Here is a 12,524-nt window from a genome sequence, read left to right on the forward strand (position 1 = left end):
ACAGCTTGCCATTTAGACTAGCTGCCCTGTTTTAGATAAAGAAGTTAACGTTTGAGTTTTAAGACGAGTCCTAAACTAGCAAGTGTAATCAGTAATAATCCTAGACCGAGCCAAGCAAAGCTGAGGCCAAAGCCGACGCGTTCGATCAGCCAGCCAATGAGTGGAAAAGCTAGGCTGGTCACGATGCTGTATAACATACTGCTGACACTGAGTAGCGTCGCCCGTTGTCCGCTGGGAATCAGCGCGTTGTAATAGTTCGACATGATGGGGGCAATTCCGGCCATTAACATGTTGACGAAAAAATACCCGCCGAGCATGATTGGCAATTGGTTGGTACCCGTGATCAGCAGGGTTAAAATAAGCAAACTTGCTAAACCACTGAGTAGTTTAGTCGGTGACCAGTGGCGTTGCAGAAAGGGTGTTAACTGGACACTGATCACGTTTAAAGCCGTCACCCCGACGAGCACGCCGGACAAGAGACCGCCTTTAAACCCATGGGCCGATAAGACAGCCTGAAAGTAGTTGTAGTAGGCCGCACCAACCACTGAAAAAATCGCGTTAAAACACATTAAGTAAGCTAGTGTCGGTAGGTCGCGTAAATAAGCAATGGTGGCCTTAATAATCTGCCAAAGGGTCAACGCTTGGTCGCTTTCTCGATGATGCGCTGGTTCACGAACAACGATTGCCGCGATCAAGGCACCAATTGCGCCGACTAAATACAGTTGGTAGGTGACCAACGTGAAATCGTGAATCAACCAACCGGCAATGATTAAACCTGCCATGCCGGCGATTTTTAAAATGGTATTGAGATTGCTAGTGACTTGTGGATAGCGCTTGGTTTGGTGGCCGTCTGCGAGCGTTTCATAAAGCAACGCTTCCAACGTTCCAGATTGAAAATTGTAGGCCCAACCGAGTAGCATAAAGGCACTCGCAAACCACCAGAAACTATGTATGGGCGCCAGTAGCATGATCACGGCATGACCGATGGCCGCCAAGCGACTGATGATGAGCATCGTCCGATAACTGAAGCGGTCGGCTAAAGCACCAGCCGGGACTTGAAAAAGGAAACTGGTCATGTGATAAATACTTTCACATAAGCCGATTTGGACTAACGACAGCCCACGTTGCTGCAAAAACATGACCCAGAGTCCTGCGATGCCAAAGTAAGCAAAAGCCGTGTACAAGTAGCTAAAGTGGAGATTATGCGTCATCGTTTTAGACATTCTTAACAAACTCCTTCAAATTGGTCACCGATATGAAATCTTGTCTCCCCACTAGACAAGCAACCGGTGAGCCAATTTTTTATTATATTAACCTAATTATACCAAAATTAGTTTCTATCATGAACAAAGTCGTCTATGAAATTGTGATGGCTTTTGGTGAAGGGGGTGCTGGAATAGTCGTAGTTAGATTGATAAAGCTGGTACCGCATACAAGTTACTAGTTAGCCGAGAGGTTGGGGCCTAAAGTGCTCAGCCATGAAATTTTACTTAGTCCGGGTGGTTTTTGCCCGAACTTAGGAAAAGGCCAGTTTTAAAGACCGCTTTGTGGCTTTAAAATGGCCCATGGCGTTCCAGCACTTTAGGCCCCAACCGGTAGGCGGAATGAACTGGTGACTTCAAATTGACCGTATAATCCTTCTAATTGCCGAACAAACGCTTGTTCGTGTATAATAGGCTTACTTAAGGAGGGGATACATCATGTCGCAGTCAATCGTCGAAGCACCGATCAACATTGATACGAGCCGCAAGATCGTCCATGTGGATATGGATGCTTTTTATGCGTCGATTGAGGAACGTGAAAATCCGGCGTACAAGACGCAGCCGTTAGTGATTGCCCATGATCCCCGCCAAACTGGTGGTCGTGGCGTGGTCACGACGGCCAATTATGTGGCGCGTCAATTTGGGGTGCATTCCGCTATGCCTGCTGCCAAAGCGCTGGAGCTATGTCCAAAGGCAGTCTTCAAGACGCCAAATTTTCCGTTGTACCGCCAAGTTTCTGATCAAATTCATGAGATTTTTCACGAATACACCGATAAAATTGAACCAATTGCTTTTGATGAAGCCTATCTGGATGTGACGGAAAATAAGCCGAAAATTTATAGTGCGGTTGCGTTGGCACACCGGCTACAGCGTGAAATTTGGGAAAAGACCCACCTGACTTGCTCAACTGGCATTTCATATAACAAGTTTATCGCTAAGTTGGCCTCAGATTATCGTAAACCAGCTGGGGTGACGATCGTGTTGCCGCAAGATGCGGAAGCCTTTCTATTACGTGAACCGATCGAAAAGTTTCGCGGTGTTGGCAAGAAGACCGTGCCGAAGATGCATGATCTGGGCATTGAGACGGGGGCTGACCTCTATGCGCAAACTGAAATGGACTTGATTCAGCATTTTGGTAAACTCGGCTATATTTTGTATCGGCGGGTGCGCGGCAGTGACAATCGCCCGGTCGAATATTTGCGTGAGCGCAAGTCGATCGGCAAGGAACGCACTTTTGGGCCATTTTTACAGTCGCATGGTGAAGTCTCAGCGCATCTCAAGCAACTGGCGCAGTTGGTCAGTGAGACGATGCAGTCGCACCAACGCCATGGGAAAACGCTCGTCTTGAAATTACGCTATGGTGATTTTGTGACGATTACTAAACGGCGCACGTTCGCCGAGTTTTTACCGAATGAGCCCGACACGTACTATCAATATGCGGAAGAGATATTCGATGACGTCGTTGATAGTCATTTTGAGTCAGGCATCCGCTTGCTTGGCATTACGCTAACTGGGCTAGCCCCATTAACGTTCGAAAATATTAGTTTGCCATTATATCCCAATGAACGTGATTAATTAATTTGGCGTTAGGGCAATTGTTCGGTATACTAAAGTACTGTGCCACTTTTCGGCCACCAGCAAATCAGGAAGAGGAAGGATCACTTATGACCGTCCAAACAGAAATTTTAAATTTAATCAAACAAGCCAAAACAATTATTATTCAACGTCACCAACGCCCTGATCCCGATGCGATTGGGAGTCAACTCGGAATGGCAGACATTTTGAAAACTAGTTTTCCCGATAAAAAGGTCTTAACGCCTGGTAAACAATACCATGGTTTCGACTGGCTCGGACAAATGGATGAAGTTACCGAAGCGGACTATCAGGATGCGCTTGTCTTAGTCTTAGATACAGCTAACCAACCTCGGATTGACGGTGAATTTTATAATACCGGCAAGACGCTTGTTAAAATCGATCATCATCCTAACGACGACGCTTTCGGTGACCCACAATGGGTGGACGTCGACGCTTCTAGTACGAGTGAACTCGTCTACGAATTCTATGCGGCTAACCCAACCGAGTTAACTTTAACGGCCAACGCCGCGCGGTTGCTCTATGCCGGAATTGTCGGGGATACGGGTCGGTTCCTGTATTCTGCCACTAAACCAAGCACGATGCGGACCGCAGCTGCTTTGATGGAAGCTGGCGCGGATGCCACGGCCGTCAATCGGATTGAAGATACGATTACGTTACCGGTTGCTCGCTTGTCAGCGTACGTCTACGAACATTTGACCCAACTAGATTCCGGTGCCGCATATGTCATTTTGACTAATGACATCATGGCCTCATTTGAAATTGGAGATGCTAGCACTGCCGGCGTTGTGCCGCTACCTGGCCGCATTGATACCGTCGAAGCTTGGGCGATCTTCGTGCAACAAAAGGAAGGCGACTTCCGAATTCGGCTACGGTCAAAAGGCCCAGCTATCAATGAATTAGCCAAATTACATGATGGCGGAGGTCATCCAATGGCAAGTGGGGCCAAAGCCGCTGACCAACAAGAAATTGAGCAGGTCGTGCGCGAACTCGACCAAGTTGCTCGTCAATATAAGAAAGAGGTTTAACTATGACCGCAAGTTTCAATGTTTTCCAACTGCAGCCGTTTTTGATGCAAGCACTAGCGGATATCAACTTTAAAAAGCCGACGAAAGTCCAAGAAAAGTTGATTCCAGTAATTAGTGCCGGCCGCAGCGTGATTGGGCAATCGGCTACTGGGAGTGGAAAAACCCACACCTTCTTGTTGCCAATGCTCAACAACTTGAATCCAGATGAACGACGCGTTCAAGCAGTGATCACCACGCCAAGTCGTGAACTCGCTTATCAGATTCAAGAAGCGGCTAAACAATTGATCCAGCACAGTCCGAAGGCGTTACACATCGGCTTATATGTTGGTGGGACCGATAAGCAGGACCAAATTGACAAATTAAATCGGCACCAACCTCAATTAGTGATTGGGACGCCAGGGCGGATCTTAGATTTGATTCGCTCACAAGCGTTGAACATCCATACGGCGCAACAATTAGTTGTCGATGAAGCCGATATGACGTTAGATTTGGGCTTCTTAAATGTCATCGACCAAATTGCCGGCCGGATGCCAGCTGATTTACAAATGTTAGTGTTCTCGGCGACGATGCCACAAAAATTAACGCCATTTTTGAAGAAATATATGAATAATCCAGTCATGGAAGAAATTCCAGTTGAATCCGTCATCAGCCCGACGATTGACAACTGGCTCATTTCGACAAAGAGTCATGACAAAAATAGTGTGATCTACAAGCTGTTGACGATTGGTGAGCCCTATTTGGTCTTGATCTTTGCCAATACAAAGGAACGGGTTCAAGAAATTGCCCGTTATCTCAAGGGACAAGGGATGACTGTCGCGATGATTCACGGGGATATCAAGCCACGTGAACGGAAGCGGGTCATGCGTGATGTGCAAAACTTGAAGTATCAATTCGTGGTGGCTACTGATTTGGCCTCACGGGGAATTGATATTGAAGGGGTCTCACATGTCATCAACGATGATATTCCAAATGACTTGGAATTCTTTATTCATCGGGTCGGCCGGACGGGTCGTAATGGCATGCCAGGGACGGCGATCACGCTTTACAGCCCTGGTGAAGAAGATAAAGTTTCTGCGGTTGAAGCGATGGGTATCAAATTTAAGCCCAAAGCCATTCGTGACGGTGAAATCGTGGATTCATATGACCGTAACCGCCGTGAAAAGCGGGGGGCTCGGCATGACAAACTTGATCCTTCACTGATTAGTTACGTGAAGAATGCCAAAAAGAAAGTTAAACCTGGCTATAAGCGTCGTATTCGGACTAAGATTTCGGATAAGGCGCGGATGGATCGGCGTATCGAACAACGTGCTGCTGCTCGGAAAGCGCGTAAAGATCGTAAGGGCTAATTTTAGTTGAATTGGTGCAAACGCAATCTCTCACTTTTGAGGTTGCGTTTTTTGGCCATAATTGATTAGATTGCATACTTAGTTAAGCTATCGATATAGTTATTTTGATGGCTAATAGGCAAGAGATTGAAACATTTAGACAATGATGTGGATGGAGGTTCTATCTGAATCAGTAGCCTGCCATTTGAATGTTTTCAACAATGTTGAAGCTTGTGGTCGACTGGATTTAGCCGTGAGGTCGGTTCGTTTAGGGCTCAGCCGTGGCATTTGACTTAGCGCGGTGGGCTTGCCGCGGTTAGTCAAAAATCGGTTTTTGAGACCGCTTTTTGGCTCAAAAACGATTCACAGCGTTCCAGCCCTAAACGAACCGACCGGTAGGCGGCAATGAACCACTTATCATTGGTGGTTAAGTATTGACAGTCCGCGATGCAAACAGTACAATTTCAAGAGTAAGGACATATTCCATCGCCATGACGGTTTAGAAACGCTTTGGTTGCTGAAAAAAGTGCGGTGTCGATGGAATGCTACCGAGAAGTAATGACTAGCTAACTAGTCCGTGTCTCAGCGTTAATGAGCTTAAGAGGTAAACGAACACATCGTTGCAAGCAAAGTGGTACCGCGTTAACAGCGTCTTTGCTAGCAACGGTGTTTTTTTGCCTAAAATCAGACCAATTGAGAAAGGGTGCCACAAGTTAATGAAGCAATTAAGTAGTAGTGAAATTCGGCAAATGTACTTAGACTTTTTCCATGAAAAAGGCCATACCATTGTGCCGAGTGCGTCCTTAGTTCCAGTCGATGATCCAACGTTACTTTGGATCAACTCTGGGGTCGCGACGATGAAGAAGTATTTTGATGGGTCCGTTGTACCCGATAACCCCCGGATGACGAGTTCGCAAAAGAGTATCCGAACCAACGATATTGAAAATGTTGGCCGGACTGCGCGTCACCATACGTTATTTGAAATGCTTGGGAATTTCTCCGTTGGGGACTATTTCAAAAAAGAAGCCATCAGCTGGGCTTGGGAACTTTTAACGTCACCAAAATGGTTCGGTTGGGATCCTGAAAAGCTATATATGACGGTCTATCCTAAAGATACCGATGCCGCTAAATTCTGGGAAGCCACTGGCGTTAAGCCTGATCACATTATCAAAGTGGAAGATAACTTCTGGGACATCGGTCAAGGCCCTTCAGGCCCCGATTCAGAAATTTTCTATGATCGTGGGGAATCCTTCAACAATTTGGCTGAAGATGATCCTGAAAACTATCCTGGTGGCGAAAATGAACGCTACTTGGAAGTTTGGAACATTGTGTTCTCACAATTCAACCATACGCCTGAAGGCACTTACGAACCGTTACCACGTAAAAACATTGATACGGGGATGGGACTCGAACGGGTCGTTTCCATTTTCCAAAATGCGCCAACCAACTTTGAAACCGACTTATTCTTACCAATTATCCATAAGACGGAAGCCTTAAGCGATGGTAAAGTTTATGGTCAAAATAAGCAAGACGATGTTTCCTTTAAAGTGATTGCGGACCATGCGCGGACCATTACCTTTGCCATCAGTGACGGCGCATTGCCATCTAACGAAGGTCGCGGCTACGTCATCCGGCGCTTGATTCGGCGGGCCATCTTACATGGTCAAAAATTGGGCTTGAAGGATGCGTTCTTGGATCAACTCGTCCCAATCGTTGGCGAAATCATGCAATCTCATTATCCAGCGGTTTTGAAGAATGCGGATTACATTGCTAAAATCGTCCACTCTGAAGAAGTTCGGTTCAATGAAACTTTGAATGATGGTTTAAGCTTGCTCAATCAATTGATTGCGGACACGAAAGCGGCCGGCGATGACACGTTACCTGGTGTTGATGCGTTCAAGCTGTACGATACGTACGGTTTCCCATTTGAGTTGACCAAAGAATATGCTGGTGACGAAGGCTTAGCTGTCGACGAACCTGGTTTTGAAGTTGAAATGAAAGCCCAACGTGACCGTGCTCGGAATGCTCGGAGTAATGCGAAATCAATGGGTGTCCAACGGAGCTTATTGATCGAGCTTAAGACGCCAAGTGAATACGTTGGTTATGACGAATTGACTGATGTCAAAGGTGAATTGAAAGATATCATCGTCGACGAAAAACTCGTTGATGGCGTGAATGACGGCACCGCTGAAATGATTTTCAGCAAGACGCCATTCTATGCCGAAATGGGTGGTCAAGTCGCTGACCGTGGGGTGATCTTGGACGCTGACGGCGAAACGGTTGCTAAAGTAACGGATGTTCAAAATGCCCCTAACAAACAACATTTGCATACGGTTGAAGTCTTGAAGCCCATGCACAAGGGGACAACTTATACCATGAATGTCGACTTAGCCTTCCACAACAAGGTTGAAAAGAACCATACGGCCACCCACTTGCTCGATCAAGCTTTGCGGGACGTCTTAGGCGAACATACGCAGCAAGCTGGCTCCTTAGTGGAACCCGACTACTTGCGGTTCGACTTTACGCATTTTGGGGCCGTCACTGAAGCCGAATTAGCCAAAGTGGAACAAATCGTCAATGATAAGATTTGGGCGGCTTTACCAGTGAGTGCCATCCAAACTGACCAAGAAACTGGTCATAAAATGGGTGCCATTGCCGTCTTTACGCAAAAATACGGTAAAATCGTGCGAGTCGTTTCAATCGGTGACTACTCGATCGAATTTGATGGTGGGACTCACGTTAAAAATTCTAGTGAACTCGGCCTCTTCAAGATCGTGTCCGAATCTGGTGTTGGTGCCGGAACCCGGCGGATCGAAGCGGTCACGTCAAAGGAAGCCTTCGAACTGTTATCACAAGAAGAAGGCTGGTTGAAGACGATTGCGGCGCAAGTTAAAGCACCACAATTGAAAGATACCACTGACCGGGTTGCACAGTTGCAAGCGGACTTAAAAGCCGAACAACAAAAGAGTGCGGGCCTTGAAAGCAAATTAGCCAAGCAACAAGCCGGTGCGGTCTTCGAACAAATCGATGACGTTGCTGGCACGACTTTGATCGCCCAAGCTGTCCAAGTTTCTGGGATGGATCAACTGCGTCAATTGAGTGATACTTGGAAAGCCAAGCATTATTCCGACGTCTTAGTCTTAGGGACAGTCATCGGTGACAAGGTTAACTTGTTGGTTGCTGTCAGTGACGATAAAGTCAAAGCTGGACTGAAAGCTGGCGACTTGATCAAAGCCATTGCACCGAAAGTTGGTGGCGGTGGTGGCGGTCGACCAACCTTAGCGCAAGCCGGCGGGAAGAAGCCAGCTGGGTTGCCAGCCGCCTTGAAAGCCGCCCATGATTGGTTGGCGGAACAGTAATTTTGGATATTACGAATGTGTTACATCCAAGTCGATTGATTGTACTTCATATAGGCATTTAGTAGAATAGACTAGAAGCGGAAACTAGCGGGAGGTGCTTTATATGAGTTCGTTAGATAAAACAATGTATTTTGACTTCGATAATGAAGGTAACAAGGATGTCCATGACACGTTAACGACGGTTTATGAAGCGTTACAAGAAAAAGGCTATAACCCGATCAATCAGATCGTTGGTTATTTGCTGTCAGGAGATCCGGCGTATATCCCGCGTTTAAAGGATGCGCGGAACTTAATTCGCAAGCACCAACGCGATGAAATTATCGAAGAACTTGTCAAGTCCTACTTGAAGGCAGATAAGGATGTTAATGCATGAAGTTAATGGGGTTAGATGTTGGTTCTAGAACAGTCGGTGTGGCCGTGAGCGATGCTTTTGGCTGGACTGCACAAGGTGTTGAGATTATTCGCATCAATGAAGATGAGGAAGTCTTTGGCTTGGATCGAGTCGCGGAATTGCTCAAAGAACATGATGCGGGTGGATTCGTCTTAGGGTTACCAAAGAATATGAACAACACGTTAGGACCACGGGCCGAAGCTGCGCAACACTATGGCGACCTGTTGACGGAACGTTTCCATTTACCAGTTGACTTTGAAGATGAACGGTTGACGACGGTTGAGGCCGAACGGATGCTGGTCGAAGAAGCCAATACATCACGTAAAAAACGCAAAAAGGTGATTGATAAGTTAGCTGCCAGCTTGATTTTGCAGAACTACTTAGATCGCCATGGTAAACTCACCCAAGAATAGCGAGGAATTAGCATGAGCCAAGATAAGTCGCAAGATGAAGAAAAGATTACTTTAGTCGATGACGACGGTAATGAAACGCTGTTTAATATTTTGTTCACGTTCGACTCCAAAGATTTTGGACATTCATACATCTTATTGTACCCAGCTGACGCTGCGGAAGATGAAGAGGTCGACATTCAAGCTTACATTTTCAATCCTGAAGATGAAGACAATGGCGATTTGAAACCAATCGAATCGGATGAAGAATGGGATATGGTCGAGGAAGTCTTGAACACTTTCTTGGCGGATGATAGTGGGATGCAATAAACTGTCTTAAGTGAATAATATTGGAAGCTTTCAGACTGTAACTTGGTCTGGGAGCTTTTTTTGTCTACAAGGATTTGTGTGCTTTCGAGTAAAATAAATCAGTTTTTGGCCTAATCAAGAAAATTTTTTTGCAAGTTTTTGAAGGCAATATCAGAAATCGAATTATAAAAAGGCAAGGAAAAACAAACAACATATAAATAGTAAATTAAAACAAGAAAATAAATGAATTGGTTCGGCCAATGTTATTTTATTATCGGCTGATGATTATGTGGAAAATGGAAAAGGCGGGTGCAATGCTAGTTTTTGAAGTAGTCGGTTCTTTTATGGTGACCTAAAATTGGTTATGACAAGGTTAAAGTTAGTGAAAACATTATGAAGCGTTGGCAACAGTTGATTGTGGTTGTGTTTAGTCATATGGGTCTGCCAATAATTAAATTTCAAAAAACACAATATTGCTTCGAACTGCTAAATTGACACTCCTAGAAAAATTTGGTTAAGTAATAACTTGAAAATACAAGTACTTTGAAAACTGAGACGTCGTTGTCGGGATTAGTTCAACGGAGTGTGAATAATGGATGAAGCAGTAAATCTAGAATTTTGGATTAAGTTGAGTCGTAAATATTGGTTGTTGGTAGTTGCTTGTACGTTGATTGGCATAGTGATTGCAGCGCTGTTGACATTTAAAATCATGAAACCGCAGTATCAGTCTAGTGTGCAAATTCTTGTAAGTCGCCGCAGTGATAATGGTGCCGCCCAATACGCTAATCAACAGGCTGACGTTCAAATGATCACAACATATAAGGAATTAATTACCAATCAAGTGATTTTGAACCCGGTTCGCAAACATCTCAAAGAAAAATATGGCGAAAACGCTACGATAGAAAAGTTACAAAAAGCGATTAGCGTTGCAAATACACAAAATTCACAAGTCTTTTCAGTTAAAGTAACGGATCAAAATAGTAGTCGAAGCGCGAATATCGCCAATCAGATTGCACAAGACTTTAAAGCCCAAGTCAAAGGAATCATCAAGGTGAATAATGTTACGATTGTTTCACCGGCAACGCCTCCAATAGCGCCAGTTTCACCAAGGAAAGTTGTGAACATGTTGCTTGGTTTAGCTGTTGGCGCAATGTTCGGGGTAGGGGTTGCAGTTATTCGCACGTTAACGGATCGGCGTGTTCAGGGATCGGATTATTTAACGGATGAATTGGGGCTAGTAGTATTAGGGCAAGTCAATCATCAGCAGCCTTTGCGTGAGCATGAGCTTATCGAGCAATTGAAGCGTGTAAAAGGAAGGTTTGACAAGTACAGTGCTGGGAATGATGAAAATATAACCGCTAGAAAGCGTGTTTAGAGGTTCAGTTATGTTTAATAAAAATAGGGTAGTCGCAACCACGCCGGTCAAGTTAACGACGATCGTTGAACCAACCTCAGTGATTGCGGAACAGATCAAAACGATTAGAACGAATATTAATTTTACGATGACCACTAATAAGTTACGGACCCTGATGGTGACGTCTGCGATGTTGGGCGAAGGTAAGTCAACCGTCAGCAGCAATCTGGCAGTTGAATATGCGAAGGACGGCTTGAAAGTGTTATTGGTTGATGCGGATTTGCGTCGTCCAACGATTTATGAAACTTTTGGCTTACCAAATCAGGTTGGCTTGAGTTCATGGTTGGGACGTCAAACCGCTGACGTTAATGAGGTCATCCATTCCACGATTAATAATCTTTTTGTGATGACCAGTGGTCCCAAGCCACCTAATCCAGCAGAACTATTAGGTAGTCAGTTAATGAACGAGTTTCTTAGTAAAGTGACCTGTCAGTTAGATTTGGTCATTATTGATGCACCACCAATTTTGCCAGTGACCGATTCACAGTTATTAGCGAATAAAGTGGATGGTACGGTGTTGGTTGTTCGTGAAAATGTTGCTCAAAAATCGGCCGTTCGAGGGGCCCTTAATGCCTTAAGACAGTCACATGCGAATCTATTGGGTGTGGTTCTGAATGATGTTTCTAAGGATCGACGCAATGGTTATTACGGTAAGGGCTATTACAATGATGGAAACTAACCAATTAGTTGACTTACATTGCCACATTTTACCAAGCGTGGATGATGGGCCACAATCACTGGAAGCGGCTATTGAGCTAGCAATCGAAGCCGTGGCAGATGGTGTCGGCTATATTCTGGCAACACCCCATCACTTGGATCGTCATTATACCAATCATGCTGTAACAGTCCGGCAAGCGGTCAAGGCATTTCAGACCGAGCTAACGCGTAGGCAGATTCAGTTGACCCTTTTTCCGAGCCAAGAGATTCACGTAACTGGTCAGTTAATGGCAAGATTGGATGATGTTCTGGGAATGGATGCTGAGGGCAAGTTTTTACTACTGGAATTACCACACGAGATGGTTCCTAACTATGTCAACGAAATCGTTTTTCAATTATTGTGCAGGGGAATTACACCAATCATTGCCCATCCGGAAAGAAACGACCAAATTTTGGCGAGTCCTCAAATTTTATTTGATTTAGTGAGGCAAGGCGCATTGGCGCAAGTAACAGCGACCAGCTTAGTGGGTGGATTTGGACGGCGAGTCCAGCGCTTGGCGAAGCAACTGGTGGTCGGTGGCCTAGCTCAAGTGGTTGGTTCGGATGCCCACGCTTCAAAAGATCGCGCATTTGCGATGACACGCGCTTATCAGGTTTTGGCAGCGATCGAACCGGGACTCCCAGAACAATTTAAAAGCAACGCTAAAAATTTATTGAATGGTGAAGAGATTAGGGTGACTGCGACTAAAGTCTCGAAGGGCAGCTACTTTAGTTGGTTTTACAAAGGAGTGTGACAT

At 45.3% G+C, this 12,524-nt stretch carries 11 protein-coding genes; 10 read left to right on the top strand and 1 reads right to left on the bottom strand.

Annotation, left to right across the window (positions count from 1 at the left end):
* Positions 1 to 44 precede the first annotated feature (44 nt).
* On the bottom strand, positions 45 to 1,223 hold the full coding sequence (locus FFM70_RS04550; RefSeq protein WP_137615661.1) for an MFS transporter: 1,179 nt from the start codon (positions 1,221 to 1,223) through the stop codon (positions 45 to 47).
* 477 nt (positions 1,224 to 1,700) lie between these two features.
* Here FFM70_RS04550 and dinB point away from each other — a divergent pair, with 477 nt between their 5' ends.
* The 10 genes from dinB to FFM70_RS04600 all read left to right on the top strand — a co-directional run bounded on the left by dinB (position 1,701) and on the right by FFM70_RS04600 (position 12,521).
* Positions 1,701 to 2,837 carry a DNA polymerase IV gene (gene dinB / locus FFM70_RS04555; RefSeq protein ID WP_137615662.1) on the top strand — a complete coding sequence of 379 codons (1,137 nt, stop codon included), beginning with the start codon at positions 1,701 to 1,703 and terminating at the stop codon, positions 2,835 to 2,837.
* Positions 2,838 to 2,926: 89 nt separating this feature from the next.
* Positions 2,927 to 3,883 carry a DHH family phosphoesterase gene (locus FFM70_RS04560; RefSeq protein ID WP_137615663.1) on the top strand — a complete coding sequence of 319 codons (957 nt, stop codon included), beginning with the start codon at positions 2,927 to 2,929 and terminating at the stop codon, positions 3,881 to 3,883.
* Between the two features lie 2 nt (positions 3,884 to 3,885).
* Positions 3,886 to 5,229 carry a DEAD/DEAH box helicase gene (locus tag FFM70_RS04565; RefSeq protein WP_137615664.1) on the top strand — a complete coding sequence of 448 codons (1,344 nt, stop codon included), beginning with the start codon at positions 3,886 to 3,888 and terminating at the stop codon, positions 5,227 to 5,229.
* A gap of 695 nt (positions 5,230 to 5,924) precedes the next feature.
* Positions 5,925 to 8,567: an alanine--tRNA ligase gene (alaS, locus tag FFM70_RS04570; RefSeq protein ID WP_137615665.1), complete on the top strand. Its 2,643-nt coding sequence runs from the start codon at positions 5,925 to 5,927 to the stop codon at positions 8,565 to 8,567.
* A 103-nt stretch (positions 8,568 to 8,670) separates the two neighbouring features.
* A complete protein-coding gene (locus FFM70_RS04575; protein ID WP_137615666.1) occupies positions 8,671 to 8,940 on the top strand; it encodes an IreB family regulatory phosphoprotein in 270 nt (89 codons plus the stop codon).
* On the top strand, positions 8,937 to 9,371 hold the full coding sequence (gene ruvX / locus FFM70_RS04580) for a Holliday junction resolvase RuvX (RefSeq protein WP_137615667.1): 435 nt from the start codon (positions 8,937 to 8,939) through the stop codon (positions 9,369 to 9,371). Before FFM70_RS04575 ends, ruvX begins: the two co-directional genes overlap by 4 nt.
* A gap of 12 nt (positions 9,372 to 9,383) precedes the next feature.
* Positions 9,384 to 9,677, top strand: a complete 294-nt coding sequence (locus tag FFM70_RS04585) for a DUF1292 domain-containing protein (RefSeq protein ID WP_171002297.1) — start codon at positions 9,384 to 9,386, stop codon at positions 9,675 to 9,677.
* Between the two features lie 571 nt (positions 9,678 to 10,248).
* Positions 10,249 to 11,031 (top strand): YveK family protein, encoded by a 783-nt coding sequence (locus FFM70_RS04590; RefSeq protein ID WP_137615669.1) that lies wholly within the window; start codon positions 10,249 to 10,251, stop codon positions 11,029 to 11,031.
* A 10-nt stretch (positions 11,032 to 11,041) separates the two neighbouring features.
* Positions 11,042 to 11,749, top strand: coding sequence for a CpsD/CapB family tyrosine-protein kinase (locus FFM70_RS04595; protein WP_137615670.1), 708 nt, complete (start codon positions 11,042 to 11,044; stop codon positions 11,747 to 11,749).
* The gene (locus FFM70_RS04600) at positions 11,736 to 12,521 is read left to right on the top strand and encodes a tyrosine-protein phosphatase (protein WP_307722485.1); all 786 of its coding nucleotides are present in this window, start codon (positions 11,736 to 11,738) and stop codon (positions 12,519 to 12,521) included. Before FFM70_RS04595 ends, FFM70_RS04600 begins: the two co-directional genes overlap by 14 nt.
* Positions 12,522 to 12,524: the final 3 nt, after the last annotated feature.

It is taken from the genome of Lactiplantibacillus nangangensis, assembly GCF_005405065.1.
GTDB lineage: Bacteria > Bacillota > Bacilli > Lactobacillales > Lactobacillaceae > Lactiplantibacillus > Lactiplantibacillus nangangensis.

Bases quoted from the DNA above. Each gene is read 5' to 3' on its own strand.
- FFM70_RS04550 (WP_137615661.1), bottom strand. From the start codon at position 1,223: ATGTCTAAAACGATGACGCATAATCTCCACTTTAGCTACTTGTACACG.
- dinB (WP_137615662.1), top strand. From the start codon at position 1,701: ATGTCGCAGTCAATCGTCGAAGCACCGATCAACATTGATACGAGCCGC.
- FFM70_RS04560 (WP_137615663.1), top strand. From the start codon at position 2,927: ATGACCGTCCAAACAGAAATTTTAAATTTAATCAAACAAGCCAAAACA.
- FFM70_RS04565 (WP_137615664.1), top strand. From the start codon at position 3,886: ATGACCGCAAGTTTCAATGTTTTCCAACTGCAGCCGTTTTTGATGCAA.
- alaS (WP_137615665.1), top strand. From the start codon at position 5,925: ATGAAGCAATTAAGTAGTAGTGAAATTCGGCAAATGTACTTAGACTTT.
- FFM70_RS04575 (WP_137615666.1), top strand. From the start codon at position 8,671: ATGAGTTCGTTAGATAAAACAATGTATTTTGACTTCGATAATGAAGGT.
- ruvX (WP_137615667.1), top strand. From the start codon at position 8,937: ATGAAGTTAATGGGGTTAGATGTTGGTTCTAGAACAGTCGGTGTGGCC.
- FFM70_RS04585 (WP_171002297.1), top strand. From the start codon at position 9,384: ATGAGCCAAGATAAGTCGCAAGATGAAGAAAAGATTACTTTAGTCGAT.
- FFM70_RS04590 (WP_137615669.1), top strand. From the start codon at position 10,249: ATGGATGAAGCAGTAAATCTAGAATTTTGGATTAAGTTGAGTCGTAAA.
- FFM70_RS04595 (WP_137615670.1), top strand. From the start codon at position 11,042: ATGTTTAATAAAAATAGGGTAGTCGCAACCACGCCGGTCAAGTTAACG.
- FFM70_RS04600 (WP_307722485.1), top strand. From the start codon at position 11,736: ATGATGGAAACTAACCAATTAGTTGACTTACATTGCCACATTTTACCA.